Below are 17,868 nucleotides of genomic sequence, written 5' to 3' on the forward strand. Positions count from 1 at the left end.
CGCCACAGCCGGCGAGTATAGCTAGAAAGGAGAAACTAGTAAGTCTTAACGCAAATTTTTTTGTTGATGAAGTAGCCATATTGATATTATATTTTTATACAACATAGACTAAATATAGCGGGTTTTAATTAAACTTGATAGCAATCCTGAGCGTTTTTGTAGCTAAGTTGTGACCACATGTTATCATCGTTACATAGTTGCAAGTAGCTTTGCCAGCATTGCTGATAGCTTGCATTTATTTGGCATACAGGAAAGTTGCTTGCAAACATTACTCGTTGTATACCAAAGTGCTTAATAATAAAATCAAAGCACTGTTTTTGCTGGGTTTTAACTAGATCAGAAAATAATTCAAACCCTGAAAACTTGATCCTACAATTGGTTATTTGCGCTAATTGGCTTATACCCTGTTGCCAATTGGGTAAGCAATTAGGTAGGCCAATATGATTTATAACGACCTGCAAATGTGGAAGCTGGCGGCAATAAGTTATCATTTGCTGGGTAATTGCTAGATTTTCAATTGCAAATTGAGCTTCAAAAACTAACTGCTGACTGCTTAATAACGCTAAGTTTTCTAGGCAATAACTATTACATAAGCGCATTATGTCAGTGCCTTCTGTTATATCTCTAATCCCAACTAAGCTTGGGTGTGATAACGCAATAATGGCAGCATCAAAATCCGCAGGATGATTATCAATATGTGCAAAGCTGATGGCTTTATAATTTTGCCCCGCTAAATGTTCAGCCAACCAATGCAACTCTTTGATTGGTTTTTGATTATCATAGCCTGCTTCAATATGCACAAGCCCGGCAAGTTCAAACTGTGTTTGTTGTTGTAGTTGAGCTGCGGTTATATAGGCTTTAATCGTCTCTAAATTTGGCCATGCGGGTGGGTTAGCACCTTGCAGCCAGGTATATTGCCCCTTCTGCAAATTAAAAAAGTGTACATGTGGGTCAATAATTTTAGTACTCATTGCGCTGTGTAGCCGCCATCAATGCGTTGCAAACTGCCGGTAATAAAGCTGGCGTCTGGACTTACTAAAAAGTTTACCAGTGCAGCAATTTCATCGGCTTGGCCTAAACGATTAAGTGGTTGTAAAGCGGCTTCTTCGGCAACAATATCTGCTTTATTTGCGCCACTTTTTTTGCAGTATGCATCAATCGCATTATGAAATAACGGCGTTTCTATGGTGCCAGGGCACACGGCATTAGCGCGAATATTAAAGCTTGCGTAATCTAAGGCGGTGGTTTTAGCCATTGAAGCTAATGCATGTTTAGTCAGGTTATAAGCAAATGAGTTTTGTTTGCCAATAATGGCCTGATCTGAGGCAATTAACACAATAGCGCCATCTTGCTGTGCTTTCATGGCGGGCAATACGCTTTGTATAGCTGCGTATGCACCTTTAACATTAAGAGCCATTAACGCATCTAATGTCTGTTCGTCGGTTTGCTCAATTGTGGCACTTAAGTGCTTGCCAGCGTTTGAAACAAGTACATCAATTCGTTGTATTTTTTCAATAATAGCCTGTATACACTGGCGTACTGCAGTTACATTGCTAACATCACATTGATGAAAAACACCACATTCACTGGGTTCTATATCTAAGTTATGAACCTGATAGCCGCTTGCTAATAATCGCTTTACCACAGCAAAGCCAATACCCTTAGAACCACCCGTTACTATTGCAACTTTTGACATACTTGTTCCTCTAATTAGCAATTAATGTGCGTGGCCGCAACCACCTTCAGCATGAACATGGCCGTGAGAAATCTCTTCGTTTGTGGCTTCACGAACTGAGACAACCTCAACATTAAAGGTCAGTGTTTTACCAGCAAATGGGTGGTTTAAATCACAATCGGCATTAAAGCGGCCTACTTTTACAATGGTAACTTGGTGGCGACCTTGGTTTGATTGCACCATGGCAGTCATGCCTGGTTTCCATACTTTTACATTACCTTGAAGGTGCTTAAGGGGAATGCGCTGAATTAAGTCATCAACACGCTCACCGTATGATTCACTTGGAGATAACGTAACGCTAAATTTATCACCAGCAGTTTTACCTTCAAGTGCGGTTTCTAAACCTGTAAGCATGCCTTCGCTGCCGTGAATATAACTTAATGGCGCGTCATTTAGGCTGCTTTCTATTTGTTCACCCGCTTCGCTAAGGGTGTAATGAAATTCAACGGCCGAATTTTTACTGATTTGCATGCTTGTCTCTTTGAGTTTTAAATGAATTAAAAGCAATTTTACGCGAAATACTGCGCTTTAGAAACTTAACGTGGATGATTTAATGTATTTTGTAAGTCGAGTAACAGGTCTTTTTTATCCGGTGTAGTTTTTGGCGTAGCCGCTTGAGGGATAAATAAAACTAACTGAGTACCAGGTTTTAATACGCTTGAGGCCGATAATTTATTCCAACGCGCTAAGTCGCTATGAGCAACGCCGTATAGCTGACTTATATTCCACAGGTTGTCACCGGGTTTTACGTGATAACCCACTTCAATGGTTGGGGTCACTGACGCTTTTTGTTCTAGATAAGGGCTTATTTTATAGTTAATAGTGAGCGACTCAGGCAGCGTTTTTGGCTCTCCTAAAATAAGTTTTTCACCAACACCAATAAAGTTATTTTGCTTATTATTAAGCTGTTTTAATACTTTTAAAGGCAAGCCAAAGTTCTTGGCAATACCGTACAAAGTGTCATTTTTTTTAACGATGTATTCGCCTGAAAAGTTTGCTTTGAACAATCGGTTTTTTAGTAAGGCTTGCTGCTCTATTGGCAGTAACAAAGTGTGCGGCCCATTAGGAGAGCTCTGATTTTTTAAGTAACCTCTATTGAGTGAATGTAGCTGTTTAACGCCAATACCAGAGAGCTTGGCCATAACTGAAAAGTCAAACTGTTTTGCCACATTTAGCGAGGTAGTCAGTGCTTTATAAGGAAGCTTTGGCCGTTTAAAATTTGCCTTAGGGTGTTTCACTAAATAGCTCAATGCCAACAGTTTAGGTACATAATCTGCGGTTTCTTTAGGTAGCGTTAGCGCCCAAAAGTCAGTTGATTTACCTCGTTTTTGGTTGCGTTTTATAGCGCGCTTAACTCGGCCTTCACCGGTATTATAGGCCGCAAGTGCATGTAGCCAATTACCATCAAAACGTTTATGTAAATAGCTTAAATAATCAAGTGCCGCATCGGTTGAGGCTAATACATCCTGGCGTCCGTCGTACCATGGATCTGATTTAACCCCAAAATGATGTGCGGTTGCTGCAACGAGTTGCCATACACCCACAGCGTGTTCGCTTGAGCGCGCGGTAGGCCTAAAACCACTTTCTACAAACGGTAACAAGGTGAGCTCCATCGGCAGGCGCTTTTGCTCAACTTTTTTTACGATATGATATAAAAAAGGCTCTGCACGCCGAGATACTATTTTTAAATAATTAGGCTGTTTTAAATACCAGTTAATGCGTTTTTTTAACGCCTGATTTTGCTCAACAGGTAAATGTAAGTTGTTAGCGATATGTGCCCATAACTCTGTAGGTTGAGCCATTTCAGGGGCTTTGGGTGTGGCTTTTTTATTAATGACTTTGTAAGTGTTTTTAGAGGTCGGCGTGTTTGATAATGCCGGTTTTGACTCTACGGGTGTGGGAACTGCAGGCGCAATGATCTCTGGCTGGATGGTTTTACAGCTGCATAGCAATACAATGGCAAAGCATAAGATCAAGTAACGCATTTTATTCCTTTTTAAAAAATATATTTCCATATTTTAACACAATCCATTGTGTTCAATTATTGACTGTTTTTAGCGCGAAGTAATCCCGATTGCAAAAATAAGTGGCTTGATTTTATATCAAGTGGTTCTTGTTGATAAGGTTTTAGTGCCTCACGTGGAAAGCTTTTTTGTAATTGCTCAATACTGGCTTCAGGATTATTTTTAGCATGCTCCGTAATTGCTTCTAAAAACGTGAGTGATTGTTTTAGCTTAACTTTATCGACTAAATCGCCATGGCCAGGAATAAAAAGTGACAGCGCATTATTATTTATATATTTTTTTAATAAACTTTGCCATTGCTTCAGCTCGCCATGCCCAGGGTAGGGTAGCCAGTCAATGATATCTCCACCAATTAAGGTTTTACCCTTGTCGGCAAGTAATGTTAAGTCGCCATTGGTATGTGCCTGATGCGGGTTTATAGTGAGTTTATAACCACCTAAATCTAACGTTTTAGGTTCACTAATACTGATTTTGGGTGGGGTTAGTCGATAGTTTTGCCAACGAAATAAGCGTTTTTTAGCAAGGGTAAGCTTTTCTCGCCATTGGGCTTGCTCAGCATCGGGTAAGGTAGCCAATCGTTGATAGCTCAGTTCAATGCTTTTCTCGAACCCCTCTAGCTTGTCTGCTAATGCTTGCTGATAACGCGAAAAATCGTTAGCGACTTGTTGGTGAGTAATCAGTTTTGCGTCTGGGAAGTCATGCTGCATAACCGCCATGCCCAGCAAGTGATCGTCATGAAAATGAGTTGCAACCAAGTAACATAAAGGCGTCTTTAGCTGTTGTTTTAGTTCGGTAACCAGTTGCTCTACTGCTGCAAAGTTACCACTGGCATCTACCAGTAAGGCACATTCACTGCCCTGAATTAACACTTGATTAGAGTCGTAAAAACGTAACCTATCTGGCTGCTGGATAAATTGAATATTAGCTGATAACGATTGCCACTCAACTGCTGCATTGCTTTTTGTATGTATAAATAGGCCGATTAAAGGCAGTAAGCACTTACCTATTTTTTGCGCTTTATTTAAAAATAATTGCATCTTTTTCTCTGGGCGATAAAAACAATAAAAGCGCAAAATGCGCTTTTATTTAGTGTGCTCAGGGTTCGAGCTTAAGTACTGACTCAGCTTATCAATCAGTTGATCTTGATGTTCAAGTTCAACTGATTTTTGAGTTTTTGCTTCAAGCAATTCGTGGCTTAAGTTCAACGCAGCCATAAGTAATGCTTTATAATCGTTTCTGACCGTTGAGCGTTGTTTCATTTTTTCAACTAAATCATTTAGATTTTTAGCGGCCGCTTTTAGTGCCTCTTCTTGTCCATCAGGACAAGCAAATTGCTGCTCTTTACCAAGCAATTCAACAGTGACTCGCTGGTTTTGCAGCTCAGACATTAGCTTGCCTGTTGTGCGCTTTGAAGCTTATCTAGTAGTGAAGATAATGTTGTGCTTGCATCTTTTTGCTTTTCTTCATTTTCAAGTGCCTCTAGCTGTAATAGCTCATTTTCATCAAGTAATTTGCTATTTTGCTCTTTAAGCTCTGAAATATCAGCTTTTAACTGATTATTATGAGTAATTAGTTGATCGATCAGTTGTTCGAGTTGTTGAAGAGTGTTGTTGTTCATAAATGCGCTCATAAAACTGTAATTAATGTCATGCAAATGTAAAGCAAAGTGTGCTTATTTGCCAGCATTTACGCTGGTTTTAGGTGATTTTTATTCTATGTTAAGGGATAATTCATGCTATTGGCTTTTTCATTCAGAAATTGTTCACGTAAACACCCGCTTTTGCTGCTATCGGTTGTCAAGGCAGTGTGCTTATGGTTCACTAATTTTATTAAATAGCGTATGGCGAATATAAATAATGCTTAGTTACAGACACTCATTTCACGCAGGTAATCCTGCCGATGTACTTAAACATTTAGTGCTTGCGCAGGTGTTGGGTTACCAAACAATTAAAGATAAACCGCTTGACTATATAGACACGCATTCTGGTGCTGGTTTTTTTGAACTTGCCGCCCCAGATGCGCAAAAAACGCAAGAGTATCAAGATGGCATTGAAAAACTGTGGCAACATACGAGTCAATATAGCGCTTTAAATGAGTATATTGAGTTAATAAAATTATTTAATGAGAGCGCATCACTGGCGTTTTACCCAGGCTCTCCAAAAATAGCGGAACACTTTTTACGCCGTCAAGATAAGGGGTGGTTTTTTGAGCTGCATCCGCGAGATTTAGTCTTACTTGAAGAAAACATGCAAGGTAGGCGTTCTATTCGTGTACGCGGCGAAAATGGATTTGCGGGCTTAATTGGCTTGTTACCGCCGGCTTCACGCAGAGCCTGTGTATTAATCGATCCGCCATATGAAATAAAAGACGATTACAATACGGTGCTACAAACCATTGTTAAAGCGCATCAACGCTTTGCGACGGGGACATACATGATCTGGTATCCGGTTGTAGATAGAGAACGTATTGATAATATGGAGCAGGGCTTAATAGATTCGGGAATTAGAAACATTCAATTATTCGAATTAGCAACCGAAGCTGACACTGATGTACATGGTATGACTGCCTCTGGAATGATAGTGATTAACCCACCCTGGAAATTAAAACAGGCAATGGATGACGTGTTGCCTGAACTAGTGAGCTTGTTGAGCAAGCCTACTGGCTTTTATCGCAGCGAACAGTTAGTTGCCGAATAAAAATAAATAAGCCTAGGGTCTGTTGACCTTTGCGGATTAAAATTTGTTCAAACTAGGGGCGGTTTAATCGCGGCGCGAGGTTTGTAACCTAGTGGGCTAAGTAAAAACCGAGGAACAAAGAGTAAATCGCCCTTAGGCAGAACCCTTCGGGCAGCGCCTGTTTGGCATTGATGCTGCGTTATCGCCTATTTATGGGGAATAACCACACCACATAGGCTCTGCCTTGCCTAAATACCAAACAGACTGCTGCAAATTTAACCTTGAAAGATCAACAGACCCTAGTTTAACTGGGCTTTATATTGATCTGCTTCGATGCGGAGTATTATTACGCTTAATTAAAAGTAAACAGCGCTAAAGGTTGCAAGTTGTTCGCCGGCCTCATTTTGTAATACTAATTTTTCACCGTTAATTTGCCATTGCGATGCTGCTTGCAGCACACCCGCCATTGCGCTTTCTTGTTTCATATTGTCATGACACATTTTTTGTGTGGTTGCTAACTGCGTAAACGTAACCATTTGCCTCGATACTTCATAACCGCCATGAAAGTTATTACATCCTAAAAAGCCATGCACAGTGTTGTCACTATTAAATTGAATAAAGGGTTCTTTGGTATTTACAACAACAGGCTCGCCATCGATTGAAACGGCTTTGAAATAGGTATTGACTAAATCGATGTTTGGCTTTTGAGCTACTTTTGAAACAATAATTTCTAAAGGCTCTGATGAGGCTGTATCAGCAAAAGGCGAGTTACTTGTGGTACTGGTGTACAGTAATTCTCCTTGATTAGTTATTGTTGCGCGCACGTTATAGCGGTGTGCCGTATCAATTTTTTCCTTATTGTACTCAAGCTCTACTTTATAAGGCGGTGCACCTGCTAAATCAATTACCTGCTCAGAGATAACGGTGGCTGCCACATCCATTTTTGACACATCAACCAAGGAGACGGTTAGCTGTGAATTAGGCGCTAACATACTGCGATCTAAGTAGCTAACCTGCACCGGTAGGGCGGCCGTGGTCTGTTCTACAGCATTAGTCTGCTTTGCTGTATTGTCGTTACAGGCGCTAAGCATAAACGAGCCACTTGCTAAAAAGCACAGGCCTGCAACCGACTTTAATATGGAGTTTGGCTTTGGTGTGGACATAACAGTTCCTTGGTATAATGGGGGATATACGCAATAGCATACGGCTAATTTACTTAATCATCGCTTAATTAGGGTCTGTAGACCTTTCAAGGTTAAATTTGCAGCAGTCTGTTTGGTATTTAGGCAAGGCAGAGCCTATGTGGTGTGGTTATTCCCCATAAATAGGCGATAACGCAGCATCAATGCCAAACAGGCGCTGCCCGAAGGGTTCTGCCTAGGGGCGATTTACTCTTTGTTGCTCGGTTTTGACTTAGCCCACTAGGTTACAAACCTCGCGCCGCGATTAAACCACCCCTAGTTTGAACAAATTGTAATCCGCAAAGGTCAACAGACCCCAGTAAATACTGCAAATAAAGAAAATTGAGATATAAAAAAAGGCGCTAGGCGCCTTGATCAGTTATTTATTTTTTAACGTATTTGGTTAAAATAACAATACGTTGGCCATCAACACGCCCTTCAATATGTTCTGGGTTGCTGGTTAAGCCAATATTGCGCACAGCAGTACCGCGCTTTGCCGTTAAGCTGCTACCTTTCACATCTAAGTCTTTTATTAAGGTGACGGTATCGCCAGCTTGTAGCACTACGCCATTACTATCAATGTGTTTAATATCATCATCTTCAGCAAGCGCTTGCTGAGCCCATGTTAATGTGTCTTCTTCAAGGTAAATCATATCAAGTGCTTCTTGTGCCCAGCCATTATCGGCTGCTAGTCGTGTCAGCATGCGATAAGCAACAACTTGTACCGCCGGTGTTTGGCTCCACATGCTGTCATTTAAACAATGCCAATGAGTAGGAGTTAAATCGCGGGTGCCTTCAATTTGATCTTTACATATTTGACAGGTGTAAATGCATTTATCTGAATGAGCTTCGGTAACTGGAGGTACTTCGTATACAGTTAAGTTATCTGTTGCTGCGCAGAGTTCACATTGGTTGTTGCTACGCTCTATTAAGGCTTGTTCAATGCTCATATTAGGTGGCTCTTGTGAGTTTATATAAAAATTATATATATTATACGTTATAACCATTGCCTTTGGGTATGTTCGGGGGGATGTAAGCGACAGACTCTACAAAAAGTTTGAAGTTAATAAGCTTAGGCTAACTTAAAAATTGCGTTAAGTGTTTAAAGTTTCACTATACTGGTTAGGTATAACAATAAAAATAACGTTCACATCACTGCAAAACAGGAAGGGTAATGCCAAATAATCCAGACGTAAAAAATTCATCTATTTTGGTCACTCAATATATTGCTAGGCAACCCATTTTTCATGCTGATAGAAGCATTTTTGCCTTTGAATTACTTTATCGCGATTCAGTTAATAATGCCTTTCCTGCGGGAACAACCGACGGGCAGGCCACTGGGCGACTTTTTTTTAATGCGTTAATGCTGGTTGGGGTGGAAAAGCTGGCGCTTAATCAGACCGTGTTTATTAATTTATCGAGCGAAGGGCTTTTAGAGGATTTACCTACATTATTACAGCCTGAAAATACTGTAATTGAAATTGTTGAGCGTACTGAAAATATCGAGCTTGTTACTCAACGAGTAACTGAGCTAAAAAAAGCAGGGTATGTATTTGCGTTAGATGATTATGACGCGCATGAAAAATGGCAACCTTTGCTCAGTTTGGTTGATTATATAAAGCTTGAAGTAGAAGCGCCTATAATAAAAACCACCATGCTACTTAAAAAGCTCAAACGCAATCACCCTGAGGTTAAAATAGTGGTAGAGCGAATTGAAAACTATGACGAATTTAGGCAGCTTAAAGAAGCTGGATGCGATTACTTTCAAGGATTCTTTTTTGCACGGCCAGAAATGCTCAGTTACGGTAATGTTGAGCCATTGAAAATGGCGGTTTTTGATTTATTGCGCTGCACATCTCGGCCCGACTTAGATTTTAACGAAATTAATCAACGTATTTCTAAAGATGTGGGTTTAACCGCACGTGTTCTCAAACTAGTTAATGCTCGCTCTGCTAATAAAAATTTAGTGATTACGTCTATTCCACAAGCGGTTGTGTATTTAGGGGAAGATTCTATTAGAAAGTTTGTACGAGTACTGGCGCTGAGCGAACTTGGCTCAGACAAGCCTAGTGAACTTACTCGTTTAGGTTTATGTAGAGCGCAGTTTATGCAATTGATTTTAGAGCCTGGCGGAAAGATTATTGCAGAGCAAGGCTATTTAGTCGGCTTGATGTCGGTGCTTGATGCTATTTTAGATATGGAACTGGAAGCTATTGCCAAAGAGTTTAGTTTAGGGGCTGAGTTATCTGGTGCACTTTTAAGTTTTGATGGCATGATGGGGAACTCATTACATTTAATAAAAGCAGTAGAAGAAGATAACTGGCAATTGGCTAAAAAGTTGCTAGAGACTATTCGCCCTGCATCAGATATAGAGCTGGTGTATACAGCCATGTTAGATGCGCGCCAATATGCGGATGAGTTATTAGCCACCATTATTGAACAAGACTAACGCAAAGCGTTTGGGTATGATTGGCACATATTGATTTTACTTAGTACAACAGCATGCGTTTATTTTTACCTATCACGACTATTTTAATAGCCTTAGCTTTATTAATCCCCGGGGTGACACAGCCGGTGTTGAGTATGGAAGGCAAAATTGATAAATCTAAACTTGCTCAAGCCGGTATTGAAATGCTGGCAGATGAAGGAAATCAAAACACCCGTAATATGCTAATGATGATCTCGAGTATGTTGGGATTAGACAAACTTGAAGGCGAGATCAGCGCTTATCAAAAAACGCGTAGTATTTGGGGCACCGTTAACGAACTGGCCGATAACAAAAACTACTTAGTGGCGATATTAGTGGCGTTTTTTTCAATAGTGATCCCAACAATTAAGCTGCTGCTTCAATTGTTTTATTGTGCACTGAAGGAGACTTCGTTTAAGTACAATCTTGGTAAGGTCATTATTAGTTTGAGCAAATGGAGTATGGTGGATGTGTTTGTTATTGCATTAATCGTAGCTTACATGGCTGGTAATGCAAACGCGAACTCAGAAGACTTACTTAATATGCATGCTGAGTTTGGTACTGGTTTTTGGTATTTTACCGGATATTGCCTATTCGCCATTGCGGCCAGTAGTTTGATAAAGCCAGTGGTAAAAACCAGTTAATTATTGAGTTTTAAAGCCAGTTACCATAAACTTTTAGCGTCTATTTACTTTTAGGTTATTTCATTGCAACGTATTTACTGTATTTTACTCACGCTGACCTTGCTACTCACTTTTGTGGGTCAAGCTGTTGCGTCTGTATCTATGGTATGTGATATGCCGCATATGAACATGGCAACTCATGCATCCATGCAACATACCCAGATGGCAATGAGCGACGACGCGCATACATCAATGATGGGCATGGACTGTTGCAGCGATGAGAACGCGGTAGCTCAAGATTGCAGTTGCCCAATGAGTGCTTGTAATTCGCATTCGTTCTTGAGTGTAAACTCGCTATTTAGTGCCTCTAAATTACCCGATGAAAAAGTACATCTTATTGTAACACAGCCCCCACCTAACTTTGTACGCTCCCTTTATCGTCCTCCTATGTCTGTATAACCGCAGGATAGGTGTATTCAAAATCTAGTCATTTAGCTTTTTTCATCTATCTGCTTATAAATTTAATTGTTTTTATTCATTATTTTTAAATTTAAGTGGAGCAAGTGATGAATCACTTCGCAGTATTAAAAGCCGTTTGTGTGAGCAGCTTGTTGAGCATTAGCCTTACTGTACACAGTACTGAACTGAGTTTAGATGAGGCCATTAACTATGCCTTAAATCATGAGCCTTGGCTTAAAGCCAGCAAACAAAAACAAGCATCAATTGAAGCGCAAAGCATTGCCGCAGGTACTCTACCTGATCCGGTACTTACTTTAGGGTTGATGAACTTACCAACCAATGGTTTTGCTTTTGACCAAGAAAATATGACCCAATTTAAAGTGGGAATTAGTCAATCTTTAAGCCGAGGTGACAGTTTAGCATTGCAGCAAAAAGCACTGTCTCAGTCAGCTGCATCCGAGCCTTGGCTACGTAAAGATAGGCTCGCGCAGGTAAAAACCACAGTGACTGAGTCGTGGCTCAATGCATACAGAGCACAGCGAACTATTGAACTTATTGAGCAAGACAAAGCCCTGTTTACTCAGCTAATCGATATTACCGAATCAAGTTATGTAAGCGCGGTAGGCAAAACACGCCAACAAGATATTATTCGTGCGCAATTAGAGCTAACCCGTCTTGAAGATAAACTAATGCAACTTGAACAACAACTTCAAGGTGCTAAAAAGCGGCTAACACAATGGTTGCCTATTGATATGCTAAGCCAACCTGTTGGTGATGATTTTTCAGCGCTTGTAGCATTAAAAAACTACACCGAGTTAGAGTTTCAGCAATTAATGGCACTGCTATTAAAGCATCCCGCTATTATGGCAATTGATAATGCAATAGAGGCAAAGCAAACTCAAATCAATGTGGCTGAGCAAGGTTATAAACCACAAATAGGCGTGAACATGGAATATGGTTATCGCGATGATATGCCAATGGGGGGCTCGCGAGCAGATCTGTTCTCTGTGGGAGTGAGTATAGATTTACCGCTATTTACCGATAATCGCCAAGATCAACTCGTTAATGCTGCGATTGCTAATAGCGAAGAAGCAAAAACACAAAAATTAATTGCCCTTAAAAAGCTACAAGGGATGTACTTTAAGGAAGTTAGTCAGCTAACACGATTGAGCCAGCGATCGGTGCTTTACCAAACTAAGTTACTGCCGCAAATGGCCGAACAAGCACAAGCGACCCTTAATGCTTATACTCGCGATGATGGTAATTTTTCGGATGTGATGCAAGCGCGGATCAGCGAATTAAATGCCAAAATAGACGCACTTAATATTCATGTTGATCAAAAAATTATTATTGCACGGTTAAATTATTACGCCAGTGCTGATGACGCCAGCTTAAAAAACTTACCACAGCAGGAGCTAACCTATGAATACTAATTTAAAATTGTTATTGGTGGCTCTATGCAGTGCAGCGCTGACTGCCGGGGTGTTATTGAGCTTGCCAGCTGAGCACACTATGCCAAGCGATAACAAAACTAGTAGTAAAAAAGAGCCGCTTTACTGGGTGGCGCCAATGGACAGTAATTATCGCCGTGATGAACCGGGTTTGTCACCTATGGGTATGGATTTAGTGCCTGTTTATGAAGAGTCAGACAGTGGCGCCAATGAAGGCCCCGGCAGTGTTAAAATTTCACCTACCGTGATCAATAACTTAGGTGTACGCAAGGCTCCTGTAGAGTTTGCGGCGCTGGAAAATGAAGTCAACACAGTAGGCTATGTACAGTATAACCAAGATCAGCTCATTCATATTCACCCGCGGGTAGAGGGCTGGGTAGAGACGTTATATGTGAAAGCCGCGGGCGATCAGGTTAAACAAGATGCGCCACTTTATACTTTGTATTCGCCGCAGTTAGTCAATGCCCAAGAAGAGTTTGTTTTAGCGTTAAAACGCAATAATCCGGTGTTAATTCGTGCAGCCAAAGCGCGTTTAAAATCGCTTAATGTGTCAGAGGATTTTATTTCACGCCTGCAAAAAAGCCAGCAAGTGCTGCAAAACATTACTTTTTATTCCCGCCAAGGTGGTGTTGTCGATGAGCTTAATATTCGTGAAGGGTTTTACGTTAAACCAGATACATCAATGATGAGTATTGCACAGCTTGACGAAGTGTGGGTTGAGGCTGAAGTATTTGAACGCCAAGCTGAGCTGATCCGTGTTGGCTTACCGGTAACCATGACTCTTGATTATATAAGTGGCAAAAGTTGGCAGGGGCAGGTGGATTATATTTATCCTACCCTAGATGCTAAAAATCGGACTTTAAGAGTGCGTTTGCGTTTTGATAACCAAGGTTATCAATTAAAACCAAATATGTTTGCGCAAGTGAGTATTCATAGCCAAAAAGCTGAAAAGCAGCTCATTGTGCCTAAAGAGGCGGTTATTCGCACTGGTAGCCAAAACCGCGTTGTAGTTGCACTTGGAGAAGGACGTTTTAAGTCGGTTGAAGTAACCTTAGGGCGAAGCGATGCGATTCATACTGAGATTTTATCCGGTGTTATGGCAGAAGATGAAGTGGTTACTTCTGCGCAGTTTTTAATTGATTCAGAGTCGAGTAAGAGCTCAGACTTTAAGCGTATGCAAGTGCCCTCGCATAGCAGTATGCAAATGAGTGATACCGATCCAAGTATGGCTACTGTGAATGGAGTGATTAATAGCATTGACCCTAGCACGCGGGTTATGAATATTAGCCGTGAGGCGATTGAGAAGTGGGGGCGAGAACCTGCAACCATGGACTTTGTGCTAGGCGAAACGATAGATATTGAAATATTTGAGCCAAATGCTGAAGTGACCTTTACTTTTAGTGTTGATGATGGCGAGTTTATAATTCATACCATGACTTCTGTGCATGCTGCGCACAGTCATCATTAGGAGCTGTTATGATTACTGCAATTATTCGCTGGTCAGTTGTTAATCGCTTTTTTGTGTTGCTGCTTAGCGCCATATTGATTGGTGGTGGTTTGTATGCTGTAAAAAATACGCCTATAGACGCTTTGCCCGATCTATCTGATGTACAGGTTATTGTTAAAACATCCTACCCTGGGCAAGCACCGCAAGTGGTACAAGATCAGGTTACATTTCCTATAACCACGGCGATGTTATCGGTACCTGGGGCGCAAACAGTACGTGGTTTTTCGTTTTTTGGTGACTCTTACGTGTACGTTATTTTTGACGAAGACACCGATTTATACTGGGCGCGAAGTCGTGTTCAGGAATATTTAAGTCAAGTATCTGCGCGTTTACCCAGTACGGCAATTGCAGAGCTGGGCCCCGATGCCACAGGAGTGGGGTGGGTGTATTTATATGCACTCACTGATACCACAGGTAAGCATGATATTAGCCAGTTACGCAGTTTACAAGATTGGTTTTTAAAGTTTGAACTGCAAACAGTGCCCGGTGTATCTGAAGTGGCATCGGTAGGTGGCATGGTCAAGCAATATCAAGTCAACGTTCAGCCTGATAAGTTGCGCGCCTATGGTATTCCGTTAAGCCTTATTCAGACTGCCATTAAGCAAGGTAATCAAGAAATGGGGGCATCAGTTGTTGAAATGGCAGAAGCCGAATACATGGTGACAAGTACAGGCTATATAAAAAGTATTGCTGATTTAGAGGCGATCCCTTTGGGCCTTAACGCCAATGGCACCCCATTACAGCTTCGTGATGTTGCTAATGTGCGTTTAGGCCCACAAATGCGCCGTGGGGTTGCCGAGCTTAACGGTGAAGGCGAGGTGGCTGGTGGCGTAGTCGTGATGCGCTTTGGTGAAAACGCGCAAAAAACCATAGAGCTCGTTAAAGCTAAATTGGAGTCACTTAAAAAAGGCCTGCCTGAGGGGGTTGAAATTGTACCTGTGTACGATCGCTCTCACTTAATAAAGGACGCAGTTGATAACCTCACCTCTAAATTGATGGAAGAGCTGATTGTAGTGGCTTTAGTGTGTGTGGTGTTTTTATTCCATGTACGCTCATCGCTGGTGGCTATTATTACCTTACCGTTAGGCATACTCACCGCTTTTATTATTATGCATTGGCAGGGGATTAACGCCAATATCATGTCGTTAGGGGGCATTGCTATAGCGATAGGTGCCATGACAGATGGTGCGATTGTGATGATTGAAAACATGCACAAACACATGGAGAAAAAGCCACTAACAGATGAAAACCGCTGGCAAGTGGTGATTGATTCTGCCAGTGAAGTAGGGCCTGCATTATTTTTTAGCTTATTAATTATTACAGTCAGCTTTATGCCCGTGTTTATTTTAGAAGCTCAAGAGGGGCGAATGTTTGCACCATTGGCGTACACAAAAACGTATGCAATGGCGGCTTCTGCCGGCTTAGCAATTACCTTAGTACCCGTACTAATGGGCTATTTTATTCGCGGTAAGGTGATATCTGAAAATAAAAATCCGGTAAACCGTTTACTGGTAAATAGTTATAAACCACTGTTAAACACGGTGTTAAAGTTTCCAAAAAGTACGTTACTGGTGGCACTAGTAATTACTTTAGTAGGCTTTTATCCGATAAATAAAATAGGCAGTGAGTTTATTCCACCTCTTGATGAGGGGGATTTAATGTATATGCCGACGACTTACCCTGGGATTTCGATTGGTAAAGCGCGCGAGCTATTACAGCAAACCGATAAGCTGATTGCCACTGTGCCTGAGGTAAAAACCGTATTTGGTAAAATTGGACGAGCGGAAACGGCAACTGATCCGGCCCCACTCACCATGATTGAAACCTTCATACAGTTTAAGCCTAAAGATCAGTGGCGCGAGGGCATGACCACCGAAAAGCTTAAACAAGAGCTGGATGCTTTAGTAAAGTTCCCAGGGCTCACTAACGCTTGGGTCATGCCAATAAAAACACGAATAGATATGCTAGCTACAGGGATTAAAACACCTGTGGGTATAAAAGTCGCGGGGCCAAATTTGAATGAAATTCAAAAAATAGGCCAGCAAATAGAGGTACTACTTAAAGATCTTCCCGATACAGCCTCGGTTTACTCAGAGCGAGTTGCGGGTGGGCGTTATATTAAGGTTGATATTAACCGTGAAAAAGCAGCGCGTTACAGTTTAAATATTGCAGATGTGCAACAAGTGGTCGCAACCGCCATTGGGGGGATGAACGTAACTGAAACGGTGGAAGGACAAGAGCGCTACCCGGTAAATATTCGTTATCCGCAAGCGTATCGTGACTCACCTGAAGAACTGATGCTATTACCCATTGTCACCCCAACTGGGCAGCGTATTGCGCTTGCTGATGTGGCTGATGTATTTATTGAAAATGGCCCGCCAGGAATAAAAAGTGAAAATGCGCGGTTAAATGGGTGGATCTTTATTGATATTAAAGATACTGACATTGGCAGCTATGTAGAAAATGCTCAGCAGTTACTAAACGAGCAGCTAATTTTACCCGCAGGGTATTCTATAACTTGGGCAGGGCAATACGAATACATGGAGCGCGCGAAAGAAAAGCTCGCCTATGTATTGCCGCTCACTTTAGCGATTATTGTGGTGTTACTGTACTTGAATTTTAGAAGCTTTGTTGAAGTGGCGGTTATCATGGCCACCTTACCACTGGCGATGATAGGTGGCATCTGGCTAATGTACTTAGAAGGCTTTAATTTCTCTGTTGCTGTGGGGGTTGGCTTTATTGCCCTTGCTGGGGTGGCCGTAGAAATAGGCGTTATTATGTTGGTGTATTTAAATCAAGCGTATAAAGCGCAGATAGAGGTGGCCTCTCAATTAGGAAAAACTATGAGTATTGAGCAGCTTAAGCACGCCATATTAGAAGGTGCTGGTTTGCGCGTTCGCCCGGTAATGATGACGGTAGCCACCATAGTGATTGGCCTGTTACCAGTGTTATATGGCACAGGTACGGGAAGTGAAGTAATGAGCCGAATAGCCGCCCCTATGGTTGGTGGTATGTTTAGCGCCCTTGTTTTAACATTGTTGGTATTACCTGCAGTGTATTTATTATGGCGAAAGCGAAACCTATAATTTTTACATTAGTTGTGTAACTTGTACTGAAAAAATCAGTGCATGTTACACACCTTTAACTTAGTTACTGATTTTATTGTGTTTTTTACTGGCACGATTTGCGCATCTAATTAATTATTAGGGTTAAATAGTGAGGAACGCACATGCAAGTTAAAACAATCCAAGAAGTGTTCGATTGGACCGTTCAGTTTCATACACAAATGGCGGCTAACTTTTTCAGTGTTAGAGAGTTATTAGGTGAGCATAATAGGCAGCTAGTTGACTACTGTGTTGAATATGAAAAAAAACTCGCGGAAGATTTAATTGGCTTTAAAGCTATTATCCAAATAAACACTTTAGATACGTATTGTTATGAATATTTTTCAGAGAACTCAGAAGTCATTAACTTTACTGATTTAGATCGCAGTAATCAGCTAGATGAGCAAGTGATTCAGGAATATTTATCACAACAACATCAAAAAGTATTGAATGCATATAGTTATTTGGCAGAAAAAGCGCAGTCACCTGAGGCTCAAGAAAAACTAGGTGAGCTGTTACAACTCGAAGAGCAAGGATTAAGGCAAATGATGCAAAGCATTAACCGCCACGCCGACATGTAGTACGATTTTTTATTGATACTTGTCAGCAATAAAGCTTTCTACAACATTCAATTAGTAAAAA

At 41.2% G+C, this 17,868-nt stretch carries 17 protein-coding genes; 8 read left to right on the forward strand and 9 right to left on the reverse strand.

The annotated features are described in order from the left end of the window. Nucleotides 1-128: 128 nt before the first annotated feature. The 7 genes from KG708_RS12835 to KG708_RS12865 all read right to left on the reverse strand — a co-directional run bounded on the left by KG708_RS12835 (nt 129) and on the right by KG708_RS12865 (nt 5,377). A complete protein-coding gene (locus KG708_RS12835) occupies nt 129-971 on the reverse strand; it encodes an amidohydrolase family protein (RefSeq protein ID WP_213610348.1) in 843 nt (280 codons plus the stop codon). Continuing rightward, the gene (locus KG708_RS12840) at nt 968-1,696 is read right to left on the reverse strand and encodes an SDR family oxidoreductase (RefSeq protein WP_213610349.1); all 729 of its coding nucleotides are present in this window, start codon (nt 1,694-1,696) and stop codon (nt 968-970) included. Before KG708_RS12840 ends, KG708_RS12835 begins: the two co-directional genes overlap by 4 nt. A 21-nt stretch (nt 1,697-1,717) precedes the next feature. Next, nucleotides 1,718-2,206 carry a peptidylprolyl isomerase gene (locus KG708_RS12845; RefSeq protein ID WP_213610350.1) on the reverse strand — a complete coding sequence of 163 codons (489 nt, stop codon included), beginning with the start codon at nt 2,204-2,206 and terminating at the stop codon, nt 1,718-1,720. 65 nt (nt 2,207-2,271) lie between these two features. Further along, on the reverse strand, nt 2,272-3,720 hold the full coding sequence (locus KG708_RS12850; RefSeq protein WP_213610351.1) for a transglycosylase SLT domain-containing protein: 1,449 nt from the start codon (nt 3,718-3,720) through the stop codon (nt 2,272-2,274). A 56-nt stretch (nt 3,721-3,776) separates the two neighbouring features. Beyond that, nucleotides 3,777-4,796, reverse strand: coding sequence for an MBL fold metallo-hydrolase (locus KG708_RS12855; protein WP_213610352.1), 1,020 nt, complete (start codon nt 4,794-4,796; stop codon nt 3,777-3,779). 45 nt (nt 4,797-4,841) lie between these two features. Next, nucleotides 4,842-5,147: a cell division protein ZapA gene (locus tag KG708_RS12860; protein WP_213610353.1), complete on the reverse strand. Its 306-nt coding sequence runs from the start codon at nt 5,145-5,147 to the stop codon at nt 4,842-4,844. Then, entirely contained in the window at nt 5,147-5,377 is a 231-nt protein-coding gene (locus KG708_RS12865; protein WP_213610354.1) for a DUF904 domain-containing protein, read from the reverse strand. Before KG708_RS12865 ends, KG708_RS12860 begins: the two co-directional genes overlap by 1 nt. Nucleotides 5,378-5,615: 238 nt before the next feature. On the opposite strand from KG708_RS12865, the gene rlmJ reads away from it, so the two are divergent. Continuing rightward, nucleotides 5,616-6,455: a 23S rRNA (adenine(2030)-N(6))-methyltransferase RlmJ gene (gene rlmJ / locus KG708_RS12870; protein ID WP_213610356.1), complete on the forward strand. Its 840-nt coding sequence runs from the start codon at nt 5,616-5,618 to the stop codon at nt 6,453-6,455. 335 nt (nt 6,456-6,790) lie between these two features. On the opposite strand, the gene KG708_RS12875 is transcribed toward rlmJ, so the two are convergent. Both KG708_RS12875 and KG708_RS12880 read right to left on the reverse strand, forming a co-directional pair. Further along, nucleotides 6,791-7,597: an META domain-containing protein gene (locus KG708_RS12875; RefSeq protein ID WP_213610358.1), complete on the reverse strand. Its 807-nt coding sequence runs from the start codon at nt 7,595-7,597 to the stop codon at nt 6,791-6,793. Nucleotides 7,598-7,998: 401 nt separating this feature from the next. Then, nucleotides 7,999-8,565, reverse strand: a complete 567-nt coding sequence (locus KG708_RS12880) for an alkylphosphonate utilization protein (RefSeq protein ID WP_213610360.1) — start codon at nt 8,563-8,565, stop codon at nt 7,999-8,001. 224 nt (nt 8,566-8,789) lie between these two features. On the opposite strand from KG708_RS12880, the gene KG708_RS12885 reads away from it, so the two are divergent. The 7 genes from KG708_RS12885 (at nt 8,790) to KG708_RS12915 (ending at nt 17,807) form a co-directional block, all read left to right on the forward strand. Beyond that, entirely contained in the window at nt 8,790-10,064 is a 1,275-nt protein-coding gene (locus KG708_RS12885; protein WP_213610362.1) for an HDOD domain-containing protein, read from the forward strand. Between the two features lie 53 nt (nt 10,065-10,117). After that, nucleotides 10,118-10,726, forward strand: coding sequence for a paraquat-inducible protein A (locus tag KG708_RS12890; protein WP_213610364.1), 609 nt, complete (start codon nt 10,118-10,120; stop codon nt 10,724-10,726). Between the two features lie 63 nt (nt 10,727-10,789). Further along, nucleotides 10,790-11,164, forward strand: a complete 375-nt coding sequence (locus tag KG708_RS12895; protein WP_213610366.1) for a hypothetical protein — start codon at nt 10,790-10,792, stop codon at nt 11,162-11,164. A 107-nt stretch (nt 11,165-11,271) separates the two neighbouring features. After that, nucleotides 11,272-12,597, forward strand: a complete 1,326-nt coding sequence (locus KG708_RS12900; protein ID WP_213610368.1) for a TolC family protein — start codon at nt 11,272-11,274, stop codon at nt 12,595-12,597. Next, nucleotides 12,587-14,083, forward strand: a complete 1,497-nt coding sequence (locus tag KG708_RS12905; RefSeq protein WP_213610370.1) for an efflux RND transporter periplasmic adaptor subunit — start codon at nt 12,587-12,589, stop codon at nt 14,081-14,083. The genes KG708_RS12900 and KG708_RS12905 overlap by 11 nt, the downstream gene beginning before the upstream one ends. Nucleotides 14,084-14,091: 8 nt before the next feature. Next, on the forward strand, nt 14,092-17,208 hold the full coding sequence (locus KG708_RS12910; protein WP_213610372.1) for an efflux RND transporter permease subunit: 3,117 nt from the start codon (nt 14,092-14,094) through the stop codon (nt 17,206-17,208). A gap of 143 nt (nt 17,209-17,351) precedes the next feature. Next, entirely contained in the window at nt 17,352-17,807 is a 456-nt protein-coding gene (locus KG708_RS12915; protein ID WP_213610374.1) for a hypothetical protein, read from the forward strand. The last annotated feature ends 61 nt before the right edge of the window (nt 17,808-17,868 follow it).

The organism is Pseudoalteromonas sp. (assembly GCF_018402495.1).
In the GTDB taxonomy this organism is placed as follows: Bacteria; Pseudomonadota; Gammaproteobacteria; order Enterobacterales; family Alteromonadaceae; genus Pseudoalteromonas.

Coding starts and splice junctions, on each gene's coding strand:
- KG708_RS12835 (WP_213610348.1), bottom strand. CDS start 971: ATGAGTACTAAAATTATTGACCCACATGTACACTTTTTTAATTTGCAG.
- KG708_RS12840 (WP_213610349.1), bottom strand. CDS start 1,696: ATGTCAAAAGTTGCAATAGTAACGGGTGGTTCTAAGGGTATTGGCTTT.
- KG708_RS12845 (WP_213610350.1), bottom strand. CDS start 2,206: ATGCAAATCAGTAAAAATTCGGCCGTTGAATTTCATTACACCCTTAGC.
- KG708_RS12850 (WP_213610351.1), bottom strand. CDS start 3,720: ATGCGTTACTTGATCTTATGCTTTGCCATTGTATTGCTATGCAGCTGT.
- KG708_RS12855 (WP_213610352.1), bottom strand. CDS start 4,796: ATGCAATTATTTTTAAATAAAGCGCAAAAAATAGGTAAGTGCTTACTG.
- KG708_RS12860 (WP_213610353.1), bottom strand. CDS start 5,147: ATGTCTGAGCTGCAAAACCAGCGAGTCACTGTTGAATTGCTTGGTAAA.
- KG708_RS12865 (WP_213610354.1), bottom strand. CDS start 5,377: ATGAACAACAACACTCTTCAACAACTCGAACAACTGATCGATCAACTA.
- rlmJ (WP_213610356.1), top strand. CDS start 5,616: ATGCTTAGTTACAGACACTCATTTCACGCAGGTAATCCTGCCGATGTA.
- KG708_RS12875 (WP_213610358.1), bottom strand. CDS start 7,597: ATGTCCACACCAAAGCCAAACTCCATATTAAAGTCGGTTGCAGGCCTG.
- KG708_RS12880 (WP_213610360.1), bottom strand. CDS start 8,565: ATGAGCATTGAACAAGCCTTAATAGAGCGTAGCAACAACCAATGTGAA.
- KG708_RS12885 (WP_213610362.1), top strand. CDS start 8,790: ATGCCAAATAATCCAGACGTAAAAAATTCATCTATTTTGGTCACTCAA.
- KG708_RS12890 (WP_213610364.1), top strand. CDS start 10,118: ATGCGTTTATTTTTACCTATCACGACTATTTTAATAGCCTTAGCTTTA.
- KG708_RS12900 (WP_213610368.1), top strand. CDS start 11,272: ATGAATCACTTCGCAGTATTAAAAGCCGTTTGTGTGAGCAGCTTGTTG.
- KG708_RS12905 (WP_213610370.1), top strand. CDS start 12,587: ATGAATACTAATTTAAAATTGTTATTGGTGGCTCTATGCAGTGCAGCG.
- KG708_RS12910 (WP_213610372.1), top strand. CDS start 14,092: ATGATTACTGCAATTATTCGCTGGTCAGTTGTTAATCGCTTTTTTGTG.
- KG708_RS12915 (WP_213610374.1), top strand. CDS start 17,352: ATGCAAGTTAAAACAATCCAAGAAGTGTTCGATTGGACCGTTCAGTTT.